23 protein-coding genes, 1 pseudogene and 1 riboswitch are annotated in these 26,134 nt (G+C 43.8%); of the genes and pseudogenes, 7 read left to right on the top strand and 17 right to left on the bottom strand.

Annotated elements, in window-relative coordinates; all coding sequences use genetic code 11:
* Nucleotides 1–170: 170 nt before the first annotated feature.
* Together ACED48_RS14485 and ACED48_RS14480 are read right to left on the bottom strand one after the other, a co-directional pair.
* A complete protein-coding gene (locus ACED48_RS14485) occupies nt 171–1,733 on the bottom strand; it encodes a PAS domain-containing methyl-accepting chemotaxis protein (protein WP_017058110.1) in 1,563 nt (520 codons plus the stop codon).
* A 166-nt stretch (nt 1,734–1,899) separates the two neighbouring features.
* The gene (locus tag ACED48_RS14480) at nt 1,900–2,367 is read right to left on the bottom strand and encodes an Lrp/AsnC family transcriptional regulator (protein ID WP_017058109.1); all 468 of its coding nucleotides are present in this window, start codon (nt 2,365–2,367) and stop codon (nt 1,900–1,902) included.
* A gap of 153 nt (nt 2,368–2,520) precedes the next feature.
* On the opposite strand from ACED48_RS14480, the gene ACED48_RS14475 reads away from it, so the two are divergent.
* The 3 genes from ACED48_RS14475 (at nt 2,521) to ACED48_RS14465 (ending at nt 7,137) form a co-directional block, all read left to right on the top strand.
* A complete protein-coding gene (locus tag ACED48_RS14475) occupies nt 2,521–3,486 on the top strand; it encodes a hypothetical protein (RefSeq protein ID WP_017058108.1) in 966 nt (321 codons plus the stop codon).
* A 501-nt stretch (nt 3,487–3,987) separates the two neighbouring features.
* Entirely contained in the window at nt 3,988–4,332 is a 345-nt protein-coding gene (locus ACED48_RS14470) for a hypothetical protein (protein WP_017058107.1), read from the top strand.
* 48 nt (nt 4,333–4,380) lie between these two features.
* Nucleotides 4,381–7,137: an immune inhibitor A domain-containing protein gene (locus tag ACED48_RS14465; protein ID WP_017058106.1), complete on the top strand. Its 2,757-nt coding sequence runs from the start codon at nt 4,381–4,383 to the stop codon at nt 7,135–7,137.
* A gap of 169 nt (nt 7,138–7,306) precedes the next feature.
* On the opposite strand, the gene ACED48_RS14460 is transcribed toward ACED48_RS14465, so the two are convergent.
* Nucleotides 7,307–8,482: an MFS transporter gene (locus tag ACED48_RS14460; RefSeq protein WP_017058105.1), complete on the bottom strand. Its 1,176-nt coding sequence runs from the start codon at nt 8,480–8,482 to the stop codon at nt 7,307–7,309.
* Nucleotides 8,483–8,704: 222 nt separating this feature from the next.
* Between ACED48_RS14460 and ACED48_RS14455 the strand changes: the two genes are divergently transcribed.
* Nucleotides 8,705–9,607 (top strand): LysR family transcriptional regulator, encoded by a 903-nt coding sequence (locus tag ACED48_RS14455; protein WP_017058104.1) that lies wholly within the window; start codon nt 8,705–8,707, stop codon nt 9,605–9,607.
* A gap of 103 nt (nt 9,608–9,710) precedes the next feature.
* On the opposite strand, the gene ACED48_RS14450 is transcribed toward ACED48_RS14455, so the two are convergent.
* The 4 genes from ACED48_RS14450 to ACED48_RS14435 form a co-directional block, all read right to left on the bottom strand.
* On the bottom strand, nt 9,711–10,475 hold the full coding sequence (locus tag ACED48_RS14450; protein ID WP_017058103.1) for an ABC transporter ATP-binding protein: 765 nt from the start codon (nt 10,473–10,475) through the stop codon (nt 9,711–9,713).
* A gap of 12 nt (nt 10,476–10,487) precedes the next feature.
* Nucleotides 10,488–11,438 (bottom strand): iron chelate uptake ABC transporter family permease subunit, encoded by a 951-nt coding sequence (locus tag ACED48_RS14445; RefSeq protein ID WP_017058102.1) that lies wholly within the window; start codon nt 11,436–11,438, stop codon nt 10,488–10,490.
* Nucleotides 11,431–12,384, bottom strand: a complete 954-nt coding sequence (locus ACED48_RS14440; protein WP_017058101.1) for an ABC transporter permease — start codon at nt 12,382–12,384, stop codon at nt 11,431–11,433. Before ACED48_RS14440 ends, ACED48_RS14445 begins: the two co-directional genes overlap by 8 nt.
* A gap of 99 nt (nt 12,385–12,483) precedes the next feature.
* A complete protein-coding gene (locus tag ACED48_RS14435; RefSeq protein WP_017058100.1) occupies nt 12,484–13,410 on the bottom strand; it encodes a siderophore ABC transporter substrate-binding protein in 927 nt (308 codons plus the stop codon).
* A 770-nt stretch (nt 13,411–14,180) separates the two neighbouring features.
* Between ACED48_RS14435 and ACED48_RS14430 the strand changes: the two genes are divergently transcribed.
* Nucleotides 14,181–14,390, top strand: a complete 210-nt coding sequence (locus ACED48_RS14430; protein ID WP_017058099.1) for a hypothetical protein — start codon at nt 14,181–14,183, stop codon at nt 14,388–14,390.
* Nucleotides 14,391–14,567: 177 nt separating this feature from the next.
* Here ACED48_RS14430 and ACED48_RS14425 read toward each other — a convergent pair whose 3' ends face one another.
* A complete protein-coding gene (locus ACED48_RS14425; RefSeq protein ID WP_017058098.1) occupies nt 14,568–15,161 on the bottom strand; it encodes a hypothetical protein in 594 nt (197 codons plus the stop codon).
* A 124-nt stretch (nt 15,162–15,285) separates the two neighbouring features.
* Entirely contained in the window at nt 15,286–15,714 is a 429-nt protein-coding gene (locus tag ACED48_RS14420; protein WP_017058097.1) for a PACE efflux transporter, read from the bottom strand.
* A gap of 136 nt (nt 15,715–15,850) precedes the next feature.
* On the opposite strand from ACED48_RS14420, the gene ACED48_RS14415 reads away from it, so the two are divergent.
* A complete protein-coding gene (locus ACED48_RS14415) occupies nt 15,851–16,753 on the top strand; it encodes a LysR family transcriptional regulator (protein WP_017058096.1) in 903 nt (300 codons plus the stop codon).
* 45 nt (nt 16,754–16,798) lie between these two features.
* On the opposite strand, the gene thiE is transcribed toward ACED48_RS14415, so the two are convergent.
* Entirely contained in the window at nt 16,799–17,413 is a 615-nt protein-coding gene (thiE, locus tag ACED48_RS14410; RefSeq protein ID WP_017058095.1) for a thiamine phosphate synthase, read from the bottom strand.
* A 262-nt stretch (nt 17,414–17,675) separates the two neighbouring features.
* Here thiE and ACED48_RS14405 point away from each other — a divergent pair, with 262 nt between their 5' ends.
* Nucleotides 17,676–19,619 carry a methyl-accepting chemotaxis protein gene (locus tag ACED48_RS14405; protein ID WP_017058094.1) on the top strand — a complete coding sequence of 648 codons (1,944 nt, stop codon included), beginning with the start codon at nt 17,676–17,678 and terminating at the stop codon, nt 19,617–19,619.
* A 138-nt stretch (nt 19,620–19,757) separates the two neighbouring features.
* Here ACED48_RS14405 and thiM read toward each other — a convergent pair whose 3' ends face one another.
* The 7 genes and pseudogenes from thiM to ACED48_RS14370 all read right to left on the bottom strand — a co-directional run bounded on the left by thiM (nt 19,758) and on the right by ACED48_RS14370 (nt 26,057).
* On the bottom strand, nt 19,758–20,543 hold the full coding sequence (gene thiM, locus ACED48_RS14400) for a hydroxyethylthiazole kinase (RefSeq protein ID WP_017058093.1): 786 nt from the start codon (nt 20,541–20,543) through the stop codon (nt 19,758–19,760).
* A 26-nt stretch (nt 20,544–20,569) separates the two neighbouring features.
* Nucleotides 20,570–21,250, bottom strand: a complete 681-nt coding sequence (gene tenA, locus ACED48_RS14395) for a thiaminase II (protein ID WP_017058092.1) — start codon at nt 21,248–21,250, stop codon at nt 20,570–20,572.
* An 8-nt stretch (nt 21,251–21,258) separates the two neighbouring features.
* On the bottom strand, nt 21,259–22,215 hold the full coding sequence (locus ACED48_RS14390) for an ABC transporter substrate-binding protein (RefSeq protein WP_017058091.1): 957 nt from the start codon (nt 22,213–22,215) through the stop codon (nt 21,259–21,261).
* Nucleotides 22,216–22,318: 103 nt separating this feature from the next.
* Nucleotides 22,319–23,053 (bottom strand): annotated as a pseudogene (locus tag ACED48_RS14385) (ABC transporter permease); the annotation flags it as partial.
* A gap of 118 nt (nt 23,054–23,171) precedes the next feature.
* On the bottom strand, nt 23,172–23,951 hold the full coding sequence (locus ACED48_RS14380) for an ABC transporter ATP-binding protein (RefSeq protein WP_017058089.1): 780 nt from the start codon (nt 23,949–23,951) through the stop codon (nt 23,172–23,174).
* The gene (thiD, locus tag ACED48_RS14375) at nt 23,941–24,834 is read right to left on the bottom strand and encodes a bifunctional hydroxymethylpyrimidine kinase/phosphomethylpyrimidine kinase (protein WP_017058088.1); all 894 of its coding nucleotides are present in this window, start codon (nt 24,832–24,834) and stop codon (nt 23,941–23,943) included. Before thiD ends, ACED48_RS14380 begins: the two co-directional genes overlap by 11 nt.
* A 96-nt stretch (nt 24,835–24,930) precedes the next feature.
* Nucleotides 24,931–25,042, bottom strand: a riboswitch (TPP riboswitch).
* Nucleotides 25,043–25,139: 97 nt separating this feature from the next.
* A complete protein-coding gene (locus ACED48_RS14370) occupies nt 25,140–26,057 on the bottom strand; it encodes a DMT family transporter (RefSeq protein ID WP_017058087.1) in 918 nt (305 codons plus the stop codon).
* Between the last annotated feature and the right edge of the window lie 77 nt (nt 26,058–26,134).

The following is a 26,134-nucleotide window of genomic DNA, read 5'->3' as shown; positions in this document are numbered from 1 at the left end:
AGATGTTCGGTTTCACTACTGAAAACGTAGTAAACACAGCGAAAGAGCTGCTAGCTTAATCTTGAATACATTGTCTCACCCTTAAATGGGTTGATGCATACAGAAAGCCCCGCATGAAAATGCGGGGCTTTTTTTGTCACTGATTTCTCATTCGGGTTTCAATCTAAAGGCTATTTATCTTCGAAACGCTTCGCCAGTTGGTAGAACTCATTGACTTGTTCTTTTAGCTCTGTGGAGTGGTCTTTCACTGAATGCGTGGCAACCAAGTTTTGCTCTGCTGTCGAGGCGATAGACTGCATGTGTAGATTGACCTCACTCGACAGCTCACGTTGTTTATGTGCAGAATTTTCAACAGACTGCATGAGTTCATTCATGGATTGCATTAGGTTTTCGACTTCCGACAAGCGCTCTGCACTCACCTTCGCAACATCACCACACGCGTCCGTTTGCTCTCGGTTCGCCAGAATATCTTTTTGCCACCCTTCAATCGTCGTTAGCATGGTATCGATACTCTCTTTGATCTGAACCGTAGCCTTTGAGGTTCGGCCCGACAACGCGCGCACTTCGTCGGCAACGACAGCAAAGCCTCGTCCTTTCTCGCCCGCTCTCGCCGCTTCAATCGCAGCGTTCAGGGCCAACAAGTTGGTTTGTTCGGCGATTCCACCAATCTCTTCCATTATCTTGCTTACGCTCTGCGCTTGATCGCTCAGTTGGTAAGTCGTTTGAGTCGCCTTTTCAGCCTGAGAAGCTAGGCTCTCTAAGTTTTGATGAGTTTGATTAATACTCTCTTTAGCACCAGCACAGGTTTGCAAAGTCACATCAACAATCTGATGCGCTTCTTCAGTGCGAGAAGAGACCTCATTGGCGGTGACTTCAACCTCTTCTGTCGCCTCTCGTACTTGAAGAATGTCTTTTGTTTGTTGATCTAAAGCTTCTGATACTTCAAATGACGTGGCATTCAAGTTGTCAGCCAAATCTTGTAACGGCTTGGCAGAGTCTGTCATACGACCTAATACGGTGCGAATTCTTGCAGACAATAGTTTCAAGTGAAAATCGGCAACAGAGAACTGACTATTACCTGAATAGACAAGGCGACTGACACTATCGAATTTCGATTGCAGCTTTTTCAACTGCAGTGGAGTATCTATCAGCTCTTGTCGGAAAAGCAACGCTAATGCTGAAACAGGCAGCAAGCTAAGAAGCCATTGGGATACTTGCCCTACTTCAATGAGATTTGAAATCAGAGGCGCAGTCAAAGAGCCTAACAAAACCGCGTAACGAACACTGTCACTGATCTTTAATGACCATTGACGACCCGACTTTTCAGCCTTCAACAGGCTTTGATAAGCCTTGTCTGCAACTTGTATCCATTCATTCTTGGGCTTAACACGAACAGACTGGTAGCCACTCACCTTACCATTGTCGTAAATTGGAGTTACGTAAGCATCGACCCAATAAAACCCACCGGATTTAGTTTTGTTTTTTACGATACCACGCCAAGCTTTACCTTGCTTTAGGTTAACCCACATATCAGCAAAGGCGGCTTTCGGCATATCGTTATGCCTTACGATATTGTGGTGTTGCCCTAGCAATTCTTGTTGGCTGTATTCCGCGATGCGACAAAAAGCATCATTACTGTACGTAATCACGCCTTTTAAGTCAGTGGTAGAGACAAGTTGTTCGTTTTCGCTGAGAAGTGTTTCACGAGATTGAGTAGATGAGCTGACAGTCATTATATTAACTTAGGTTAATTATTATTTTAGGCGAGGAATATATACAATTATTAAAGTTATGACAAAATGTGAACGTCACATTTTGTGTAAATGCCTACTATTTATACAAATATTAGCTAAGTACCTCACAAAGCTAATAGCTTCACATATCTTCTCAAGCTAACAGTCATGACTCATCTAAGTTTACTGCAGTGGTAAATTTCACGGTTTTCATTGAGACAGAGGTATGGAATTTACGAATATTCAGATCTTTGCGTAGTACTCGCTCCACAAAGCCTTCGTAGGCTTGAATGTCTTTGACCGTCACAATCAACATGAAATCAAAGCTGCCTGATATCTGATAGCACTGCGTGACCTCTTCTGCCTTTGAAATAGAGTGGCGAAAGATTTGGTAAATATCCCCTCGGTCACGCTCCATTTCCACAGATACGACCAAAGTCATCTTACTGCCTGTCAGTTCTGGATTAATGATGGACACATCACCAACAATCACGCCCTCTTCTCTCAGCCGTTTCACTCGCTTTAAGCAAGCAGGCGGTGATAACCCAACCAGCTCAGCCAATGTCTGATTAGGGATTCGGTTGTTCTTTTGTAGTTCAACCAGAATGCTTCTATCTATACGGTCAATCACCATAATTTCTTAAACCAATACATTTTTGACTTATAATTTTTAATACTACGATAATTAAAAAATCTATCGCAACTTTAAAGGTCAATTTAGAAATCTAAATCACAACAATCACGATAAGATCTTCTCATACCAAACAATCGAACCATGGTCGTAACTATGAAATCAACCTATCAATTTTTTAAAGAACTCCTTAGAGAGATTTTCGATGTCACCTCGACTCTTTTCCGAATCATGATTCCAATTATCATCCTGATAAAGGTCGTTGAAGAACTTGGCGGCATCGTGATTCTTAGCGAATGGCTGAGCCCAATAATGGAAAGCGTCGGCTTACCGAAAGAGATGGGCTTAGTATGGGCAACCACCATACTCACTAACATCTATGCGGGGCTGATTATTTTGATCAATTCCGATGCTCCATTAACGGTTGCTCAAGCCTCAGTTTTAGGCAGCATGATGCTTCTCGCCCACTCACTGCCGATTGAGGGAGCAATAGCCAAAAAGGCAGGCGTGAACTGGCTGGCTACGCTGTCGGTACGAGTCGGTGGTAGCTTAGTGTTGGCATGGCTACTCAACCTTAGCTATCAATACGGAGATTTGCTCAACTACCCAGCAACGGTGCTTTGGCAGCCGGAAGTATCAGGAGACACAAGCTATTTGGGTTGGGCTATTGAACAGCTCAAGAGCTTTGCCGTTATCTTCATGGTGATTTCAGCTCTATTACTGCTACTCAAAGTTTTAAAGATTCTCGGCATTGAAAAGCTCATGGCAATATTGTTAAGACCATTCTTGAGGCTGCTAGGAATCAGCAAGGATGCAACCAACCTAACGATCATCGGAATCACGCTTGGTCTTTCGTTTGGCGGCGGCTTATTGATCAATGAAGCTAAAAAGGGACATATCTCCGCGAGGGATGTATTCACCGCAATCATGCTGCTCAACATGCTCCACAGTTTGATTGAAGACACGTTGTTGATCATGCTTATTGGAGCCGACTTCTACACCATATTTTGGGGAAGGTTAGTATTCTCAGTGCTGGTTATCGCTTTAATATCCAACATCATTAAGCGCATAAATCCAAGTACTTGCGAGCGTTACTTTTATCGAGATGTCTCTCAATCATAAGTAAATCACCAACGAAAATAATAGAAAAAGAGCTCAAATACGGGCTCTTTTTTACGAATTGGGGCTCCTATCACCTCCGCTATTGTTAATATTTCACGTCATTGAAACACTAAAAATCACTCTCAATACCCTAATTATTGATATTTGAGGAGAAATAATTTTCAACCTAGGTATTTATTAAACACTCAATTATTACATGCATTTTTTAAACATCGACAATAAAAAACTTGATCGAACAATTATAATACCAAACCTTGCACAAAGCGCTCTCCAGAATAATATTTATCTCTTCGGCACTATTATTAAAAATTAAAACTATCAACTATTAATGCATCCAACCCCACTAAATAACTGACAATAAAATAAATAACAGTCACTATTTGATATTAACTATTAATGTTGAAATCGGAACGAATAATAACTTGTAATGATTATCTGTTTGATCGGCTAATTTTATAAATATATTTTGTTACATAATCAAAACTGATGGCTTGATATAAAATGTCACACAAAACAATGGCTTTAATCGTTCTACTTTTTTCCTCACTGTCACAGGCTTCCACCATTGAGAATGATGAACTGTTGCTTAAGTCATTGATTGAACGAGGTGTTATTTGTCCTGGCTTAACCTACGAGGACAATCATGAAGCTTTACGTATCTATCTCAACGCGAAGCAAATGAAAAGCCGTCAGTTTGATTCAAAAAAAAGACAAGAAACAGGCAATATAAATGAGGTAGCGGATACCAACAAGTTAGTTAATAAAAACAAATCAACTAATAAACGTCAGATACCTAAAACACCAAAAGAGTGTATTAAGCCAAACTCGGACAACCGTTCCGAATAAGGCAAGTTGATTCTGATATCGACATGGAAATACAAAAAAGGAAATGTAATGAAGATAATGAGAAAAACATTGTTGGCCTCAGCAATGCTTACTCTGTTTAGCGTCAGCAGTTATGCTAAAACACCGATTGATTTAGGTGTTGTTAATGAAGACAAACTCATTGAAATGCTAATTAGACAAGGCTTAGTCGACCAAGATACAACCGATGTGGCAAAGCAGGATGCGCTTGACCGTTACTTGAAAAATAAGATCAATTCCGGTTTTAAGGGCGATGCACAATTCGGCAAAAAAGCGCTTGAGCAACGAGCAAAAATACTCAAAGCCATAGAAAAAGGATCTGGCGTTAACAAAGCAAGCGTCTTTGCTTTAGAAGTCGACACCAAGCGTACAGACAAGGTGCTCGCTCTACTGGTCGACTTCCCTGATTTGAACTGGGATGACAACAAGCTGACCGAAGAACACACTCAGATGTTGTACGAGAGCTACAACCCTGAGCATTATCAAGAATTGCTGTTTTCAAATTCTGGCTACACAGGGCCAAATGGCGAAAACCTAATCTCTATGCGTCAGTATTACCAAAGCGAATCAGGTGATAGTTACAGCGTTGCAGGTCAAGCCGCAGGTTGGTATCGCGCCTCGAAACCTGCATCTTTCTATGGTGGTAACTCCCCGACGACCGACAACGATCTCAACGCACAAGAATTGGTTCGCGAAGCGCTGAATCAACTGGCTCAGGATCCTAGTATCAACCTAGCCGATTACGATATCGAAGATCGCTACGATTACGACGGTGACGGAAACTTCCGTGAACCCGATGGCGTGATTGATCACCTGATGGTATTTCACGCATCTGTTGGCGAAGAAGCCGGTGGTGGCGTATTAGGTCCTGATGCGATTTGGTCTCACCGATTCAACCTTGGTCGTACACATGTGCTTGAAGGTACCTCTAGCTCGCTTCCTGACCGCTTTGGTGGCCAATACGCGGCATTTGATTACACTATTCAACCGATTGATGCGGCAGCTGGTGTTTGTGCCCATGAATATGGCCACGATTTGGGTCTACCAGACGAATACGACACTCAATACACAGGCAAGGGTGAACCTGTCTCTTATTGGTCAATCATGTCTTCGGGTAGCTGGGCTGGCAAAATTGGTGGCACACAACCAACGGCATTCAGTTCTTGGGCAAAGCACTTCCTTCAAAAATCTATTGGTGGTCGTTGGATTAACGATGATCAAATCTCGATTGATGACCTTGAAGACAACCCACAAGTTTATACGCTGTTCCAAACGACGGATAACAGCCGTCCGAACATGATTAAAGTGGATCTTCCAGAAAAACAGATCGAAGGTTTAAAACCGTTTGCTGGTGAGTATTCGTTCCACTCTCAAAAAGGTGATGACCTGAAAAACAGCATGACTCGCAAGTTGGTGATTCCAGCTGGTGATTCTGCTCTGCTTTCGTTCAAAACTTGGTATGAGATTGAAAAAGATTACGACTTTGCGCGCGTACTCATTAATGGACAAGCCATCGCAGGTAATATTACCTCAATGGACGACCCATACAATACAGGTCTCGTACCTGCTATTGGCGGCGAGTCTGGCGGTTGGATTGATGCTGAATTCGATGTTTCACAATGGGCAGGCCAAGAAGTAGAGCTTTCGTTTGAGTACATCACCGATGGTGGCTTGGCAATGGAAGGCTTCTATCTGGATAACCTCAGTGTAGTCGTGGATGGTGAAGTGACATCAATAGACGATGCTGAAAGCAACTCAACCTTCGCTCTTAATGGCTACAAGCTGAGTAATGGATTCCTCCAAGCACAACACTACTACCTGCTGCAATGGCGCAGCCACATGGATGTTGATGAAGGTCTAGCCAACATTAAACGTATGGGTCAACTGATCTCATTCGATCCGGGCTTGATCATTTGGTACGTAGACGAGTCGCTAACTGATAACTGGGTAGGTAAGCACCCAGGCGAAGGTTGGTTAGGTGTGGTTGATGCAGACCAGAACGCCATGACTTGGGAGAAATCCGGTAAAGTCGCTCAAACTCGTTACCAAGTTCGTGATGCTGCGTTTTCTCTCAAAGATCATACTCCAATGCGTCTTGTGAACAGTGACAATGATGTACTTGAAGATACCAGTTTGCTTGGCAATGCTAGCTTCTCTGACGACCAAGATTATTCGTCTCCACAAGCACCTGATTCAGGACGTATCTTGACTGAATTTGGTTTAGCAGTCGATATTGTGAATCAAAGTGACAACAACGAATACGGTGTGGTGCGCTTATCTAAAGTAAGCCAACACAACGTCACCCCTACTGCGAGCTTCGAGCTCAATGTTACTGGCCTGAACGTTTCTGCACATAACTCCAGCTCTGATCAAGACGGTGAGATCTCCAGTTACCTATGGGACTTTGGTAACGGTGCAACAAGCAACGAAATGGCACCAACTTGGTCTTACGAGCAAGCCGGTGATTACACGGTGAGCTTGACTGTTATCGACGACAAAGGCGCCACTGATTCGTTCAGTTCTGTAGTGAGTGTTGAATCTCCGAACGCCCTACCGGAAGCAAGTGCGAAGTACATCCACTTGGGACGCTGGGTAACCATGTGGTCTACAAGTTCAGACAGCGATGGTCGTATTGTTGATACCGAATGGACACTTCCAAATGGAAAAGTAAAACGAGGTCGCACCTTCACTTCTATCTTCCCTTCATACGGAAAGCATGAAGTAACGCTAAAGATAATCGATGACCAAGGCGCCACAGTAACAAAAACAATCGTAGTCGATTTATAAATCGTTATTACCTAAGACTTATCCATTATTATCTAAGGTTTATTTATGATTACTTAAGGTTCATCACGGCTTTCCGCAGAAAGCCGCTATGAACCTTTTGTTTACATGCGAGGCAGAAAAGCGGCGTCAAGGTGAAAGACTTTCTAGCCAACAACCCGCCCCCCCCCTCTTACACAGATTGTTTATGAATGTGAGATTTTCGAGCACTAAACGCAAACATCATAATCACCGCTAACACGAACGGGAGTACGTAAATATTTAGGTTTTGCCAGCCCACGGTCGATTCTAACCAGCCGGATAATAGCGCGGTGACAGTGACACAACCAAATACAACAAACTCGTTAAATGCTTGAGCCTTGGCTTTGTTCTGCGACTCATAAGATTGGCTAAACAAACCCGTTGCGGCGATGAACATAAAGTTCCAACCCACGCCAAGCACAACCAAAGCCGCCCTAAAGTGCCAAATCGATACACCATGGATATTGATGGCAATACTCACCACAAATAGAACACCACCAACAAGGATCATCATACGTGATCCAAACTTCTCGATAAGGGAACCCGTAAAGAATGCCGGCACAAACATACCCAACACGTGCCACTCAATCACACCAGCGGCCTTAGTAAAGTCAAAGCCACAGCCGATCATCGCCAATGGTGTTGCGGTCATCAAAATATTCATTACGGCATAAGCAACCATCGCAGCAAACACGGCACCAATAAAGTTCGGCGCTTTAATGATCACACTGAGGGGATCGGCTTTTGGTGCTTGGCTATTAAAAGAGACTTTGGGAAACTGAATTGTTTGTAACAACGCTAAAGCTAATATGTTTAGGCCGATCAACGACGCAAAAGCACCGATATACAAACCATCTGCTGACCATTGCTGAGACATGATCGCTAAGTTAGGCCCCAATACAGCGGCGAGAACGCCACCAGCCATTGATATTGAAATCGCACGATGGCGTGCATTTTCGTCACACACTTCAATTGCAGCGAAGCGATAAAGCGTACCAAAACCGATCCCAACTCCAAGTAAAAATGTGGCGAGGCAAAACAAATAGAAATGTTGCTGAGATAACGCATAAGTTGCGAGGCTTGCTCCGGTAATACCGACTACATTACCAATACTAAAGCCTCGTTTTCGTCCTAACTTTCCTGAAATTAAAGACGCTGGAATAGTGGCAGCCATTAAACCCAAAAACTGCAGCGCAACCGGCAAAGTAATCATGCTGACACTAGGCGCAATCTGTTTGCCTATCAAGCCAATCACCGAAATCAGTAATATGTTACCTGTCATCAATAAGGCCTGACACAGTGAGAGCAGCCAAACATTTCTATTCATCTTCGTTCCTAAATATGAGCACAGTTGATCAATAGACCAAAAATCCAACAAAGTCGCAACACTTTGTTACTCATAAGATACTCCACGAAGTCACCTAACCGCTGATTCTCAGAAATTCCCTATCACTTTAGTTTTGATTGACGCTAGTTTAGACGCTAGATTTGAAATTATCATAATTAAAGATAATAATAATTTTTTGTTATTATGGAATAAAAGGTGAGTATGATTAATCCACTTTGGCTCAATACATTTAAAACTCTGGTTGAAGTTGGTCATTTCACCCAAACCGCAGAAAAGCTGTATATGACGCAGCCTGGCGTTAGCCAACACATCAAAAAGCTTGAGCAAGCTTGTCACTGTGACTTGTTATCGAGAGAAAATAAGAGCTTCGAACTGACCGAACAAGGCCGGATTATGTATCGTTATGCGCTTAAACTAGAGAAAGACCAAGAAGACCTTTTTGAGTCTCTGAGTTTTGACAACCCGTATTCAGGACAATGTAACCTTTCGTGCTCTGGCTCTTTATCTCTGCGCCTTTATCCAAAGCTTCTTGAATTGCAGCAACAACATCGAGAATTAGGCATTCATCTAGAAGCTGCGCCAAACCAAAAGATATTAAATGATTTACTCCAAGGCACGACTGACATCGGCATCGTTAGACACTCGCCCAACGACAGTTATTACCAAAGCCAAGTCATTGGCAAAGAAGCCTTGTGTCTTATCGTCCATCACAGTCTTGCTGATTTAGAGATAACGCCGCAAGTACTTCATGACATAGGCCTGATTGCCCATCCAGATTCTGCACACTATTTGTCTTTGTATTTCGACCTGTGCGGAGATAAAGACTTAGCGAACATCAACGTTAATGAGATACCAAGATCTGGCTACATCAATCAGCTTCACCAGATCTTGCTACCTATATCAAAAGGGCTTGGGTTTACGGTTTTACCAGCGGGCGCTGTGGAACATTTTCCAGAACGCGATAAGTTGTATGTAGTTCCTCCAAAAGTAGAAGTTGAAGAAACCTTATATTTGATTCAGAAGCGAAACAGAAAGCTACCACACAGATACAACACTGTGATTGAGTTGATCAAACACAGTGTCTGTCATTCGTTCGTTTCGTAGATTGACCGAAAGCCTTTAATGCTAAGAGTTACGAGGGGTAATCATAAAAGTAAAGGCTAGGTTCTTTAAGTGATATCAATTTTCATGGTTGGATACAGCAAGGTTATCGACCTGAGTAATACATACAGATGCGAACGCCATCGAACTCACGAATCTCAAACGGTATCTCGTAGATCGATTCCATTACTGACTTTTCAACCACTTCAGAGACCTTACCCGACTTAACCACTTGGCCTTTTTTCATTGCAACAATGTTATCTGAGTAACAAGAAGCAAAGTTGATATCGTGAATCACGATCACTACCGCTTTATTAAACTCATGCGCTAAACGACGAAGCGTCTGCATGATTTCTACCGAGTGCTTAATATCAAGATTGTTGAGTGGCTCATCCAAGAACACATAGTCGGTATCTTGCGCCACAACCATTGCAATAAACGCCATTTGACGCTGACCGCCACTCAACTCATCTAGATATTTGTTTTGAATATCAGTAATACCGAGGTGCTCTAACGCAGTATCAACAATTTTATTATCTTCTGCTTTTAAGCGACCTTGGGAGTGAGGGAAACGACCAAAACAGACCAACTCACGAATCGTAAATCGCATGTTGATGTTGTTTGACTGTCTTAGGACAGCAAGGTGCTTTGCCAGCTCTTTGGTATCCCATTCAGCCAGTAACTTGTCACCAATAATCACCTCACCAGCGTCACTTTCAGTTAAGCGACTCGCCATTGAAAGCAATGTACTTTTCCCCGCACCATTTGGGCCAATAATAGAAGTCACTTCGCCTTTTGGGAACATAGCACTGGCATCATCCACCACGAGTGATTTGCCATACTTCTTACTCAAACCTGTTAATTTAATCACTACTTACTACCTTTAATGAATTCTGGTGCGTAACAACAAAAACATAAAATATAAACCGCCAACCAAGTTAATAATCACACTCACCGTGGTTTCAAACGCCATCACTTTTTCAATAAACCATTGCCCAGACACCAACAGCACCACTGCTAACAAACTGCTGGCGATGATAAGCACGCGGTGTTGATAAGAGCTGAACATCTGACGAGCCAAACTCACGGTGATCAAGCCAAAGAAAAGCACAGGCCCGACTAAAGCAGTGGATATCGCCACCATAATGGAAACAATGATTAACGTAATTTGGGTAAGTCGCTTAGTGTTCACACCTAAACTTGTCGCATTATCGACCCCAAGCCAAAGCACATCGAGCTTGGGAGCCAGAAGCCACAGGCCAAACACGCTCAACCCCAATGGAATAATACTAAGGTAAACCAACTCACCTTTTACGTTGTTGAAGCTTGCGAACATCACATTCTGCAGCACTGCAAATTCGTTTGGATCAATCAACATAGTTAAGAAATTGGAAAGGCTCGAGAATACGCTGCCACACACAATACCAATCAGCAACAGTGTAAATACGTTGTTTCGTTTACTCTTGAAATAGAAATGAAACAACAAAAATGAGAACAAGATCATCACCGCCACAGACAGTGAAAAGTTAGCGATAACGTCAATTACCCAAAAACTGGTACCACCGAACACAAACAAAAGAGACGTTTGAACCAGCATGTATAAACTGTCAAAACCCAAAATTGAAGGTGTTAAAATTCGATTATTAGTGATGGTTTGGAAAACCAGTGACGACGCCGAGATCGCCACAGCCGCCAACACAATCGACAGCACTTTAGGTAGTCGCAGAGACAAGAAAAACTCATAGTTATCCCACGTAAGTCCCTGCCCCACAAAGACTGCCGCCATACACAAAGACGCGATGGCCAGAATCGCAATTTTTACTGAATCACGCATTCGACTTGTCTCTCATGATTAGGTAGATAAAAATCAAGCCACCAAAGATGCTGATTACCATCGAGATTGGAATCTCATAAGGGAAGATGATGACTCGAGCTAACAAGTCGCAAGCTAACACCAAGATCACGCCCCAATAAGCCGTCCAAGGTAAAATTTTCTTCATGTTATCGCCCATCATTAAAGACACAATGTTAGGAACGATTAGACCAAGGAATGGAATAACACCGACGATCATCACCACAGAAGAAGCACAGATCGCGACTAGAGAAACACCGATAAAAACAATCTTCTGATAATTCAGACCGATGTTTTTTGCAAAGCTCTCGCCAATACTCGCCGCACTAAATTGGCTGGCGAAGTAATAAGCCAACACACAAGCAGGAACCGCGAGGTACAGAGTTTCATAGCTGCCTTGTAACACACTCGCAAAATTCGCCATTGTCCATGCCGACATGGTTTGCACCAAGTCATACTTGTAGGCGATAAATGTCGTTAGAGACGAGACAACGTTACCATACATAATACCAATTAATGGCACCAAAACCGCATTCTTAAACTTAAGATGTTGTAAGAAACGAACTAATAACAAGGTACCGAAAACTGCAAACGCGAAGGTGAAGCCTAAGTAGCTCCATTGCGCGGCGTTACCCAGCATCAGTATACCAACGATATACCCCAACATGGCACAGTCAATCGTACCCATCGTGGACGGCGAGGCGAACTTATTTTGCACGATCTGCTGCATGATCAAGCCAGAGACACTCAAACCCGCTCCGGCAAGCACAATCGCGAACAGTCTAGGGATCCGACTAACAATATAAATAGAATTGGCGTGTTGGTTGCCATTTAAGAAATCACTAAAATTGATTTCAGCAACCCCAACCATCAATGACGCCACACATAACACAACAAGAAATACAGCAGCTGCAATGGGTTTCAACATAGAAATAACACTAAAGGTAGGTCTCGGGTAGCCCGTATGGAAAGTGAAAAAGGGCTTATAAGAACGCTCTTATAAGCCCAAGAATCGAACTATTGGTTACTATTGAATGGTACGTTCAATGTCACCAAGCATTCTGTGAATCGCAGTTACACCGCCACCCGCCAGATACCAAGCACTTGAATCGAGGTAAACAATATTGCCCTTTTGCGCTGCTGGTGTTGCGGCTACTAATGGATTATTGAATAGCTGTTGTGCACGCCCCTCTGACTTACCAATCGCTTTTTCACGATCGAGAACGTAAAGCACTTCGGGTTTTGCATCAGCAATGTATTCGAATGAGATTAAGTTACCGTGACTCCCTTTAATTGGGGCCACTACCGCACTCTTTGATTCAACGAAACCAAAGTCATCAAAAATGATAGAGAACCGGCTGCCTTTGTTGAACATCGCAATATTATTACCGTTGTTCATCAACATCATTGCTGAAGTTTCGTCAGACGCTACTTTGTCGTTTACTGCTGTGATAGAAGCTTGAGTCTCTTTAATGATCGCTTCGACTTCAGCTTGCTTACCAAAGATGTCGCCTAGTGCGCGCCAATTTTGCTGAGCATCAGCCCAGTACTTGTCACCTTCAATAGAGAACATGATGGTCGGAGCAATTTGTGCCAGTTTGTCGTAAACCTTAAGCATGCGGTTTTCCGCGATGATGATGTCAGGTTTCAACATGTAGATAGCTTCAAAATCAGGTTCGCTTAATGAGCCTGTATTTGCCGTCGTATCTTTGTACGAAGCTAGGTAATCAGGCAGCAAGCTATGAGGCGCGCCAACTGGCTGCACACCGATTTGATCAAGCACATCTAAGCTACCGTGGCCTAGAACCACCACTCGCTGTGGTACTGCAGTAAACTGCGCTGTACCTTTTACATGCTCAATGGTGACGGTTTCCGCTTGAACGACCATCGTGAATGATAACGCAACAGCAAGCCCGCTCAATAATTGGCGAACTGAATTGATTATTTTTTTCATGTGTCTTCCTGTGTTGTTGATACAAACCGCGACTCACTTATGAAAGTCACATGATTCATAAGTAATCTGATGCGTAAACAACAGCTAAATAACGATAACGTAAAGTTTGTTATTGAATGAGTAACAAACCAGCAACGCAAGTGATAATAGTTATCAATTATATTCGCATCAAGTGCGCAGCACAACAACTTTTGTATTCAAATGCGTAAAAGTGGATATTCATATCTGGTTATCTCGGTTAGCAACTTGCACCATTAACGACAGTCATTCTCGTTGCAAAAACAACCATATCGTATTAAAAAATAAATCAGTGAAGCATCAAACCTTTCATATTTTGAAACCAATCATCAGCCATCATTATGTTCATCAACCTCCCTATAAATGGAATTCTGTGTACTGATTATTTTAGGTTTAATTGAAAATAAAGTTGTAATTAAAAAAACTAGGCGTATAGTGCGTCCTCTGGCTCTGATTTAAAGAGCTGTTAATGCTAAATTCAGTTCAAGTTCCTCATAGACAGTTCTCGATTCCCTCGTTACACCATCTCTGCGTCAGCTTTCACCTAGATAGTCATTCAATAGCTTTCAAATTCGATCCCACTACCGTTCTATTCGTTATTTGCTTTTTTTCTAGCAAATTAAAAATAGTTCAACTACTTAAATATAAATGTAATAAACACAAGGCACAGTTATGTCACGCAGAACAACACGACAAACACATTGGTATCAATTATCACGCGATAAAACAGTCAATAAACTAAAAGGTAATAAATGCTCACAATTAAAATAGACTTACTAAAAGAAGAACTGTCATGGATCACAGAGATTCGACAACTTAATAGCGATATACTCCACCGCCACATATTGCCAAAGCTACAACACAACAGTTATCTCATAGACTTTGAGTTTAATGAACAGGACAGCGTCGGAACAATAGTTTCGGGCAACGGAAACACACTAGGACATTTCACACTCCTATAGCATTTCCCAAAGATTACATATTTAGTCCCAAAATGTGACCCTCAAGTCGCTCTAGCAGAACAAAGAAAATTAGAAACCTAGCCCTTTTGCATTTCACACGCGGCTCACGCTAGCTAGGTTATCGTGCTTTCATTGAAAGTCGCTTATATTGAACCTTGAATCATCAATGCGTCATTATCATTGCGTTAACGGCATCGACCTTAACTTTTGATCAAGTTTATATAAGTGTTCTGCAGCTTGCATGTGTTGAGGGTAATCACTGAACTTCTCACGATTCACCTCATTCATCTTACATGTCTCATCCACCAGCATCAGTTTCCAATACAGCTTTGTTGTATGCAGCATCGCCAGTAAAGGCTTGAACACCTCTTTTTCATAAGCTTGAATCAACTCTTCAATCAATTCATCGCGCTCGTCTTCACTTGCAATTGAACCATTGGTTGCCGACAACACTTTTTGATATTTCAGATTGAGTTGCAGCTTATCCATCACCGTTTGGTTATCTTTCGCCAGTTCGATAAGCTTTGACTTAATGATGCTCAACCAATTCGCTTGGCTAAGTACCGTATCATCAATACTCGAAAAATCTTCACGGATTTGACGTTCAACGTCTTTTTGAGCCTTCTTTAAAACGGCACGCACCTTTTGAAAAGGCAGCTGATATTCCTTACTTAGCTCAATAATCAGTTTATGAAAACCACCATTTGGAAGGTGTAGGTTTTCCTTAAACGTAGCCATTGCATCTTCTTGATGATGTGTAAGGTTAGTCATTCTCTTTCCTATTCTTTATAACTCATAGTGCTGGACCTTCGATCATACCATTATTAACCATGGTATTTCGGAAACTTAATGAGTTACATATAGAAAACATACCCTTAGGCGTCACACCTAGATTTCACCGAAGGGCCAATTCAGTTCGTTGCACCCAAAATGCTCGAACATGGTCATAAGTCAGGTTAAATACAAACGCATAAATGGTAATAAAGACAGTAACGCCGATGTCCATCAAAAATGCCTGCCATATCCCCACGTTAAGCAAGTAAGCCATCACTGGAATAGTCGCGACCAGCAGACCAGCTTCGAACAACATGACATGAAAAACACGTAATTTAAGCGAACGCTTGGATTTTTCACCCGTAAAGTAGCGATCAAAAATGCGGTTAAAACAGTAGTTCCAAATCATCGCGATGGTGGCAACAACTATCATGGTTCCTGATAAGGCATTCACATCATGATCGGTAAATATCGCTAAGCCTATAATTGAAAGCGTTACAGCCAAAACTTCAAATAATACTGAGTGAAATACTCTTTCTAACGTACTCATACATTCCTCTAAATAATCTACTATGTGTTGGATTGGCTAGGATTATGTCATCGTAAATAATAATAGAAAGTTAACAACCATCACGAATAGTGATAGCCTGAATATTATCCCCCTATTTAGAATTGAGAGAGACACCATGTACAGTTTTGAGCAACTAAAAGTCTTCGTCACTGTGTGTGAAAGTGGATCTTTCTCAGCGGCCGCACGCAAGCTGAAACGCGCTCAGTCCGGCGTTAGCCAATCAATCGCTAACCTAGAGATCGCTATCGACCAAGAGCTGTTTAACCGAGAGAAAAACATCCCTGTTTTGACCAACACAGGTAAAGCGTTATTGCCTGTCGCTAAGTCTATTCTCGACCAACAAAAGTACTTCGATCAAAAAGTAGAATCGCTGACACAGGAAGACGAGCACGAACTGATCATTGCTGTTGATGAGAGCATCATTGATAAAAACTTCATCAAGATAATTAGTTCACTAGCCGATCAGTTCCCAATTACACACTTCGATATTATTACGACCTCAACCTTCGATGTAGAAGATCTAGTGAGACGCGGAAAAGCGCAGATAGGCATCATCTATGCAGATGGTGAACTTAAGGTGGATATGGACTTCTTCTTACTTGGCCAAGCACGCTTTTTGACTGTCAGCTCCGCCACGCACGAACTCAGCCAAATGCCCGTAGTGCAAGATTCCGACTTAAAACGTTACCGCCAATGCGTGCATCGCAGTTCCAAGCAGCAAGAACTGTGGTTCACCTATGGCATTAGCTCGATGCTTTGGTATGCCAACAACCACAGAACCATCATTGATCTCGTTGAACAGGATGTTGGCTGGGCAAATGTACCTGAAATGATGGTGATGGAAGGAATTAAGAAAGGAAAGCTAGTGGCTCTACCTGTGGCGCATGAACATGGTGGCTGGCTCACGCCAGTGGGTTGTTTAGTTTCACGAAGTCACATCAATGGACCCGTGCTCACTAACTTAATTGAAAAACTCGGTGGCTATTCACTGCAGTACAACCAATGGCAAGCAAGCTAAACCTTGATTGTTCGACGCGTTAATATTGTCGTTAGTTTTGCAACATCACTTCATAAGAGACAACAGATACTCTGTCGCGGCTTTCGGATCTTCGGCGTGACATATCGCTGATACCAATGCCAATCCATGAATACCCGTTTCAGTAAGCTGAGGGATGTTCGATTCGTTGATTCCGCCAATGCCGACGATTGGTAACTTAGTGCTATCCAACGCCATTTGAATGCCTTCGTAACCCCAGTGTTTCTTTAGGTTTGTCTTAGTCGGTGTAGCAAACAGCGCGCTGAGGCCAATATAATCAATCGGCAAGCTATCAGCTTCTTGTAGCTGCTTATCGGTCTCAATCGATAACCCAAGAATCTTGTTTGGGCCAATCAACTGACGAGCCAACACTGCAGGCATATCCGATTGCCCTAAATGTAAACCATCAGCATCCACAGCCAATGCAACGTCCACCCTGTCATTAATAATCAGCGGTACACCCGTTCCGGCTAAAACCGACTTAACAGCTTTTGCACGCTCAATGAAAGCTCTTACATCTCCATGCTTTTCTCTTACTTGAACCATAGTGACGCCACCTGAGACCGCTCGTTCAACCACGAACTTAAGTGTTGCTAAATCTTGTTGGTCGTCTGTTACCAAGTAGAGTTTATAAGGATTCATAGCGTGCCTTTGGCGGTGATTTATAAAATTGATTTTCTACTATTTTACCGACAAATCGCATAATGTGCATGCTAGTTGATACTTAATAAACTCAATTACACACGCGCCATCAAATACGCAACTCGTTGAGAGCATACCGAAAAACCTGAACTTTTTAACTAAAGCATTACTTATTACACAAAATATTCACTTCAAGCATGCCCAGAATGCTGTTTTATGGAATACTCAGCGATGAAGGAATCAGGTAAATATAGGGATAGTTATGCGCCACCTTTCTATAGCGCTCAAGATCAAGCTGGGTTATGCCATTTGCTTGCTCTTTTTCGTCATTTCAGGCTTTGTGAGTTACAAAGGTATTCAAACCTTGTCGAATGGCTTTAGCCAATACAGTGATCTTAGCCACAAGGCGACATTGTCAGGTAACATTCAAGTAGACTTTCTTGAGATGCGTTTAGCCTCTGAACGCTACTTAGAGTCATTGGATGAGCAATATGAGGCGAATTATCAATCAAGCAAACTCGCGATTGATGAGCTGCTGAACAACTTAATCCAAACAACCACCAATACAGATAGCTTATCGAGCTTGCAATTAGTACAGGACAACGTTGCGGCATTTGATTCGGCTTATGGCTCAATGAAACAGAGTCAGCTCCTCATTGACCAATTGGTAAATGTGGAGATGGTCAAACGAGAAACCAACGCACTGAAAGCGGCTCAGAGCTTGCTGTATGAGTCATACAATAACAACGATCCAAACGCGAGCTTATACGCGGGCATGTTGATGGAGAACTTCCTCGCAGCCAAAATCACCGTACTCAGTTACTCAAACAACAATGACCTCAAAACCTATGAAGCGGGTAAAGATATCTTTGAATACTCACTTCCAGGAATCGAAGGTGATATTGAATCTCTTAAATCATCGCCGTATCAAAGTGAGCTGATTGAAGACTTCTCTAACCAGCGCGAAGCGTATGCAAAAGGCTTTGAACAGGTTCATCAACAGATGATTGAGAACACGCAAAGAACCGCTACCCTCGCCTCTATTGGTGACAGCTTAGCGATTGCAGTCGCGGATGCTCAAAGTATTCTCGAGCAACAAAAACAAGCGCTCACGCCAGTACTGCAAGCCAGTGAAAAACGCTCGATTCAAATCATCATCTTGCTTACGGGGGTTGCTCTGGTCATTGGTATGACAAGCGCCGTGCTGGTGACTCGTTCTATTACCAAAGGCATTGCACAAGTTAAACAGATCACCAACGAGCTTTCTCAGGGCAACCTGAATGTTGAAGTAAACATAGAGAGCAAAGACGAGATTGGCGAACTGCTGACCAATATGGAGATCACCATTGAATCTCTGCGCGATATTGTTGGTCAAGTGAACCGCTCTAGCGTGCGTATTGGTGAGATGTCGGAGTCACTTAATCAGGTGACAAACAACAGCTCGACCAATGCAACACAATTGAACAATGAAATGATCAATATCTCTTCTGCCGTTGATCAATTGGCTTCCAGCACATCAGAAATTGCGGCAAGTGCTAACCACGCGTCTCAAGTTGCAAACCAAGCAACCGAGAATGTGGCAATGGGACTCAAAGAGGTCGACAAAACACTGCATGAGATTGGTAGCGCCGATGAAAGCATGCAGGTCAGCAGCCAAAAAGTGACTGACCTACACAAAGAGTCGATGAACATTGGTGCCATTCTTGAAGTAATTAAAGGCGTTTCTGAGCAAACCAACCTACTGGCATTGAATGCGGCTATTGAAGCTGCTCGTGCGGGTGAGCAAGGTCGCGGGTTCGCAGTAGTAGCAGATGAAGTAAGAACCTTAGCTAAGCGTACCCAAGATTCAGCAAGCCAGATTGATGAACTCATCACCTCATTACAACGTGGCGCTAAAGATGCCTTAGAATCCATTAAGGTTAGCCACAGCACGGTTTCAGATGCTTCTACTCAGGCACAACAAGCCTCTCAGAACCTGCATGTGATTAACCAACACATCCAAGATTTGAATCAGGCCAACAGCCAGATTGCAGTATCGGTTGATGAGCAAGATTGCTTGACCAAGTCACTGGGTGAAAACGCGCAAGGTGCGAATACCATCGCACAAAGCAACCAAGAGTCGGTCAGCAGCATTTCTGGCGCCGCTAGCGACTTAACCGACGTTGCTCACCACTTAGAAAGCCAAGTGAATCGATTTAGAACCTAGCAAAACTAGCTTTAACACAGCTGACCTAGTTCTGAACCAATAATAAAAAGCCCCAGCACATAAGTGTCGGGGGCTTTCTTTTTGGTTAAGAGCTATTAACTTAGAACTATCAGTTTTGAGCTTAGAACTAGATTGAGCCTACTGAATCTTCAAGCGTTGAATCAGAGTCTCTTCGTCTAATTGATACAACTCATCGAGCAAGTTCATTTGTAAACTACCCGGACCGCGTGAGTTTTCAGCTGCGATTTCACCAACCACGCCTAATACCGCCGCTGCCGCCAAACCACTTTCATCTCCAACAGCAGCAAATGCGCCCGTCAATGCCGTTAAGGTACAACCCATGCCTGTCACATACGGCATCATTGGGTGCCCATTGTTTAACGTCACAACGCTATCTTTAGTGACAACGTAATCTGTCTCACCGGAAATCACCACATTCGCACCGTATTCAGCCACTAAGCATTGCGCTGCGTCTAATGCGGCATCACTGCTATCTAGTGCATCAACACCTTTGCTCTGTGCTTGCTCACCCGCTAGCGCAATGATCTCAGACGCATTACCACGAATGATTAGCTTATCGGCTAAACGTGCAATTTCACGAGAAGTCTCAGTACGCAGCGTACTTGCGCCACAACCCACAGGATCAAGAACCACCACCTTGTTGTTTGCACTCGCTTGTTCAACCGCGAAGCGCATTCTTGGCGTCCAAACACTGTCTAGCGTACCAATGTTAATCACCAAAGCGCCAGAGAATGACATCATCTCAGCCAGTTCTTGTTGCGAGTGCGCCATGATAGGAGATGCACCAATCGCCAACAAAGCATTCGCCGTATTGTTCATCACGACGTAGTTGGTGATGTTCACCACCAGTGGCTTTTGCTCTCGTACTGCGCGAAGCGATTGAATGATTTGTTCAGTTAGCATGGGAATCCTTATTCGTTAAAAGCGCTTTAAACGGCTGGTGAACTATCAAGAGCATTCAGCCCTTGCTGCCAAAAAGCCACCTCCATACGCGTTGCCGTTTTAAAGATATGAACGATGTTTTGGCCGCGTTCGCTGTTGATATCAATTTCAGCAAGCAGCTGATTGAAATATTCCGCGCCCGTTTCAACGCCAGACTGGAACTCTTCTCCACCATACAGCTGTAGCCAGCTCGCGTATGGGTTGCCTTCTAAAACAGTATCACTACTTTCTAATAGCGCTTTACCAATCACGGCATAACCAATTGAACACGGAGCCAGTGCCGCATATAGATCGACCAGATCACCCGTCATACCCGCATCTAAAACGTAGCGCGTGTAAGCGACTGTACCGAAGTCTTCAGGTTCGTTTTCTAGATCAGATTCGGTTAAACCCCACTGACCACAGTAGGTAACGTGGTGAGAGATTTCTGAATCTAGCAAAGCATGAACACTTGGCAGTGCACGACGCATATCAGCCAGTGTTTTAGCCTTGTAAATTGCCAATGCATAAGCGCGAGCATACTGTTTTAAGAACAGAAAATCTTGCTTCAAATAATGCAGAAAACAGGGTTGAGCGAGCGTGCCGTTTGCCAACGTTTTAACAAAATCATGCTCAGTGTAGTCTTGCCAATCTTGCTGGCAGGCTTGGATTAAGTCTTGGGATTTCATGAGATTCCTTAGTCAAAAGTCGGTACGTAATCAGCGGTTTTTGGTAGTGATTTAATAATGCCTTTGTCGAACATGAACTGCGCGTAATCATCGTAACGCTTCATGTCCACTGCTGAAGGGCGAAGTGCAAAGCGAGTCAGCGTGTCGTTCCATGCGCGTCGGTTAAGCTCGTTATTCAACGTATCTGGTGAATACGCCACAAACTCGATCCATGAATCTTGTGGATGGTTCACAATGTAAGTGGTTGCCTGTTCGAGTGCTTTGTTGAACGCTTTGATCGCTTCATCATCGCGCTGCTTTGCGTTAGCCACAAAGATCAGCTCATCATAAGCTGGTACACCGTGCTCTTCAGGGAAGAACGCTTTGGCTTTAAAGCCTTCAAGGGCTAGTTGGTTGGTTTCGAAGTTACGTAGGCCACCCCAGATTGCGTCTACCTTGCCCGATGCCAATGAAGATGACAGTGCCCAACCAACATTGATGGTTTGCACGTCTGTAAACGCAACATTTTCTTGAGCTAGCATGGTGCCGATAGTCGCTTCTTCATTACCTGCAATCGCAATACCGATCTTCTTGCCTTTCAGATCCGCTAATGAATCGTTCTTGCCATTATCCAGCACCATTAGTGTGTTTAGTGGCGTCGCGATAAGGGTTGATGCACGAACTAAAGGAAGGCCAGCTGCCACATCCATGGTTAAACTTGGTTGGTAAGTTACGGCTAAATCGACCTTACCTGCCGCGACCAGTTTTGCTGGTGTGCTTGGGTCGGCTGGCTCTTGGATTTCAACCTCTAAACCTTGGTCAGCAAAGTAACCACGCTCTTGGGCAATAACAATTGGGCCGTGGTTCGGGTTCACAAACCAATCCAACATCAGCGTCAGCTTCTTTTGTTCAGAGTCAGCGAGAGCATGACCTGAAACCAATGAAGCAAGCAGTGCCACTGCACCTATCAATTTTGTATTTTTCACAGTTAACCTTTCCTTTTGAATATTATTCTTATGTTGAGCGAAGCTTTATTAAACAGTCTTTATTAAACGAAACCTTATTAAACAAGTGTTATTGAGCAAGCCATCATTGGTTCTCCCAAGGGATGGCTTTTTTGAGTAATTTATCTGTAACGAAGTAGAGCGAGATAGACAGCACCGCCAAGATGAACAAGGCCGCAAACATCTCATCAATGATCATGCGCGCGTTGGCTTGCAGCATTAGGTAACCCAGCCCCTCACTCGAACCAACCCACTCCCCAACGACTGCACCAATTGGCGCAATCACCACAGCCACACGAATGCCAGATGCTAAGGTTGGCAATGCAGCAGGCAGTTGGATATGGCGGAGCAGTTGCCATTTCGATGCACCCATCGTCTTGGCAAGATCAAGATAACCTGTCGGTGTATTACGCAGGCCGTCATAGCAACAGGTCGTCACGGGGAAGAAGATAATGATCGCCGCCATCACCACTTTTGACGCGATGCCATAACCCAGCCACAGCATCAGTACTGGCGCGATAGCAAATACAGGAATGGCTTGGCTAGCGATTAAGATAGGCAACAGCCAACGTTTTAGCGGTTCGAACATCAACATCTGCAGAGCGAAGAATAACCCCATCGACAAACCCAGTAGTAACCCAAGTAAAATCTCTTGTGCTGTCACCCAAGTGTGCTTGAGTAACACATCGTAACGTTCGATTAGCTTAATAGAGACTTCTGCGGGCGCTGGCAGAATAAAGCTCGGCATCTCGAAGATAACCACCACCATTTGCCATAAACCAAGAATCACAGCACTGCTGATAAGCAACCGCATAACGGGACTCATCTGTCGAGGGCGAGCAAGTTTGGTTTGTGTCTCGGTTGAACTTTCTACCCCTGAACTTTGCACTGCTACGTTCTCTATCTTTGAGCTAGCCACAGCTTCACTTCGCGTTAGATCATTCATAGTCACGCTCCAACTGCTCTATGATCGCTTGTTGTAACTCAGCACATTTACCGTCTAACACTCTTGGTGTCGCTGTATTAGGCACAGATAATGACTGGGCGCTCGCAGGTGTACCTTGCAACACATACAAGTTATCCGCCAATCGCACCGCCTCTTGTGGATCATGGGTGATCAACACAACGGTTTTATTTATCAATAGTTCACACGCTAAGCTTTGTAGCTTATGCCTTGTTACCGCATCCAGCGCAGAGAAAGGCTCATCCATCAGCACGACTGGCTTGTCTTGCATTAAGGTTCGAGCCAAAGCAACACGTTGACGCATACCACCAGACAATTGATCTGGCATCGCATTCGCGTAATTGGCCAGACCAACCGAAGTCAACAAATCCAATGCTTGGTTGGTTTGAGCTTGTTTATTGGATGCTTGGCTTTGATGCTTGGCTGCGGGATTTTGAAAACGGTGACTCAGGCAAACATTATCGATAACCGACAACCATGGCAGTAACAAGTCCTGCTGCGCCATGTAAGCGATGCGGTCCATTAAAGGCAATTCATCAGACGTTGCCAATGCGCCCTGCCACTCCACCTTATCGTCCAGTAAGCCTGCCAGATAACGCAATACGGTGGTTTTTCCGCAGCCACTTCGACCCAGCAATACTGTCCACTTACCTGCGTTTAAGCAAAGCGACAGCCCAGACAAAGTCGCGTGTTCACTGTCGTTATAACGTAAGGAGGCATTGCTGAGCTGAACACCAACCGTATTAACGGACATTGCCGTGTCCAGCGAAGAAGTGGTTTACCGGGCCATGGCCTTGGCCGACTTGCAACTCATCAGCATGAGCAATCGCGCGAGAAATGTATTGCTTACCTAGGTCGACAGCCTCTGGCAGCGTGTTGCCTTGGGCCAAGAAAGAAGCAATAGCAGATGAAAGCGTACAGCCCGTGCCGTGGGTATTTTTAGTCGGGAAACGCTTCGCGCTAATCAAGGCAGACGTCGTCGTCAGAATCAGTAGATCGTTACTGTTTTCATCTTTCTCTAAGTGGCCGCCTTTGAGAAGAACGGCTTTAGCACCCAGTGTGCGTAGGTCTTCAATCATTCCCTTCATTTCCGCTTCGCTTTCAGGCACAGCTTTCCCCGTCAGTGCCGCGCCTTCCGGCAAGTTAGGCGTAATGATGTCTGCTAGCGGAATCAGCTCTTGCTTTAATGTACTAATGGCAGAGGTTTCTAACAGCAAGTCACCGCTGGTTGCCACCATTACAGGGTCAATGACGAGGTACTTGGGTTGGTACTGTTTAATTTTATCCGCGACAATTTTGATGATTTGCGAATCAGCCAACATACCAACTTTTACCGCCACTATATTCAGATCAGTGAAAACCGCATCTAATTGGCTTGTTACGTGGTCGAGCGGGATAGGAAAAATGGCAGAAACGCCTTGAGTGTTCTGGGAAGTAATAGCGGTAATCACAGAACAAGCAAAACTACCGGTTGCAGACATGGCTTTGATGTCTGCCTGAATACCTGCGCCGCCACCACTGTCAGAGCCCGCGATGGTTAAAACAATTGGAGTGTTTGATCGAATCGAACTGTCAATAGAGATCTGACAAGTTGAGGGTCTTGGAGTTAAGGTTGGTGGAATAGAACTGTGTGTCATTGTCGCTCCTACTATCTTGCAAGACGTAGGAGAACCAACACTAACCGTAGGAAATGCCGCATTAAACTCATGAAAGCGTTCATGGGTGCAGACGTAGATCGAGTGCTTATAGTTCCCTACGCCAGTGTTAACTGAATCAGGTTCAACGGGTCTCGAATAACGATCTCAGCAAACACCAATTAAGGTATATGCCCCCCGACTATTGATAGTGATAGTAACAGCACTCTTGCAACTGAGATACTCCTTTTATTCAATTATAAGAATTACACATAAATAAATTTCAATTAGGCTCAATAAAAAAATACTTATAACGTTCCTTTAGATGGCTTCGACTGCATAAACAAGCACAGCACAATCAGAGACATACCTAGCCAGCCTGTAAAGGGAATCAGCTCACCGACAACGCAGACGGCAAGCACCGCTGCAACCACCGGTTCAAACAGAGTCAGCAGGTTGGCACTGCTCGCGGTCACATGGCGTAAACCAAAACTGAATGCTACATAGCCCAAGCATTGTGGGATTAACGTCAGATAACTGATGACTAACACGTTAGTCTGCGAGGAAAACAGGTTCTCACCAGTAAACCAGAGCGTTGGCAGCAACAGCATCGCACCAAGGCCAAAAATACTGCCCATCGCCGCTTGAGACTTAGTGTCCTTGTCTATCAGTGCTTTTGTCGCCCAAGAATAAATGGCGTAACACAACCCTGCGAGTAGACCTAAAGTAATACCCAACAGCTTGAGATCATCACCGGATTCATTCGCCGATGAAGATTCTGAAAACACCAACAGCCCAATACCCACCACACCAATCGCAAAGCTAGTGAGCCAACGTTTGTTGATGTTATTTTTTTTGCTAATCAGACACTCTAACAATGCAGAAAAGAAGGGTGCGGTCGCAATCGAAACGACTGTACCAATCGCTACACCTGATAATTTCATTGAAGAATAGAAAGCTAAAGGGTAGACCGCCAAAGCCAAAGCGCTCACAGCCAACAACTTCTTGTTCTGCAAAAGTTTGTCGAAAGCGAATAGGATTTTTCGATACGCCAAACCCGCTTGCAATAGACCACCGACGCCCATAGAGAAAGCACCAATCGCTAATGGGCTTAGATCAGGTGCAAAACTTGCGGCAGTGCCTGTCGTGCCCCATAAAATAGAAGCAAACAAGATGGCTAAAGTGCCCGTTTGGAATTCGTTAACGCGATTGATGGCAAGATTCATTTCTATTACCCAATTTTCATTTCTGAAATAGATAATAGTGAAGATTGATAAAAGTTAATTTGCTGAAAGGACGCTAT

The sequence above is a fragment of the Vibrio sp. 5S239 genome (assembly GCF_041439575.1).
Lineage (GTDB): Bacteria > Pseudomonadota > Gammaproteobacteria > Enterobacterales > Vibrionaceae > Vibrio > Vibrio kanaloae.
This window is presented reverse-complemented; position numbering and strand designations above follow the sequence as displayed.

Bases quoted from the DNA above. Each gene is read 5' to 3' on its own strand.
- ACED48_RS14430 (WP_017058099.1), top strand. From the start codon at position 14,181: ATGCTCACAATTAAAATAGACTTACTAAAAGAAGAACTGTCATGGATC.
- thiM (WP_017058093.1), bottom strand. From the start codon at position 20,543: ATGCTAACTGAACAAATCATTCAATCGCTTCGCGCAGTACGAGAGCAA.
- ACED48_RS14465 (WP_017058106.1), top strand. From the start codon at position 4,381: ATGAAGATAATGAGAAAAACATTGTTGGCCTCAGCAATGCTTACTCTG.
- ACED48_RS14435 (WP_017058100.1), bottom strand. From the start codon at position 13,410: ATGAAAAAAATAATCAATTCAGTTCGCCAATTATTGAGCGGGCTTGCT.
- ACED48_RS14440 (WP_017058101.1), bottom strand. From the start codon at position 12,384: ATGTTGAAACCCATTGCAGCTGCTGTATTTCTTGTTGTGTTATGTGTG.
- thiD (WP_017058088.1), bottom strand. From the start codon at position 24,834: ATGACACACAGTTCTATTCCACCAACCTTAACTCCAAGACCCTCAACT.
- tenA (WP_017058092.1), bottom strand. From the start codon at position 21,250: ATGAAATCCCAAGACTTAATCCAAGCCTGCCAGCAAGATTGGCAAGAC.
- ACED48_RS14455 (WP_017058104.1), top strand. From the start codon at position 8,705: ATGATTAATCCACTTTGGCTCAATACATTTAAAACTCTGGTTGAAGTT.
- ACED48_RS14425 (WP_017058098.1), bottom strand. From the start codon at position 15,161: ATGACTAACCTTACACATCATCAAGAAGATGCAATGGCTACGTTTAAG.
- ACED48_RS14470 (WP_017058107.1), top strand. From the start codon at position 3,988: ATGTCACACAAAACAATGGCTTTAATCGTTCTACTTTTTTCCTCACTG.
- thiE (WP_017058095.1), bottom strand. From the start codon at position 17,413: ATGAATCCTTATAAACTCTACTTGGTAACAGACGACCAACAAGATTTA.
- ACED48_RS14475 (WP_017058108.1), top strand. From the start codon at position 2,521: ATGAAATCAACCTATCAATTTTTTAAAGAACTCCTTAGAGAGATTTTC.
- ACED48_RS14460 (WP_017058105.1), bottom strand. From the start codon at position 8,482: ATGAATAGAAATGTTTGGCTGCTCTCACTGTGTCAGGCCTTATTGATG.
- ACED48_RS14415 (WP_017058096.1), top strand. From the start codon at position 15,851: ATGTACAGTTTTGAGCAACTAAAAGTCTTCGTCACTGTGTGTGAAAGT.
- ACED48_RS14480 (WP_017058109.1), bottom strand. From the start codon at position 2,367: ATGGTGATTGACCGTATAGATAGAAGCATTCTGGTTGAACTACAAAAG.
- ACED48_RS14405 (WP_017058094.1), top strand. From the start codon at position 17,676: ATGCGCCACCTTTCTATAGCGCTCAAGATCAAGCTGGGTTATGCCATT.
- ACED48_RS14485 (WP_017058110.1), bottom strand. From the start codon at position 1,733: ATGACTGTCAGCTCATCTACTCAATCTCGTGAAACACTTCTCAGCGAA.
- ACED48_RS14380 (WP_017058089.1), bottom strand. From the start codon at position 23,951: ATGTCCGTTAATACGGTTGGTGTTCAGCTCAGCAATGCCTCCTTACGT.
- ACED48_RS14420 (WP_017058097.1), bottom strand. From the start codon at position 15,714: ATGAGTACGTTAGAAAGAGTATTTCACTCAGTATTATTTGAAGTTTTG.
- ACED48_RS14445 (WP_017058102.1), bottom strand. From the start codon at position 11,438: ATGCGTGATTCAGTAAAAATTGCGATTCTGGCCATCGCGTCTTTGTGT.
- ACED48_RS14370 (WP_017058087.1), bottom strand. From the start codon at position 26,057: ATGAATCTTGCCATCAATCGCGTTAACGAATTCCAAACGGGCACTTTA.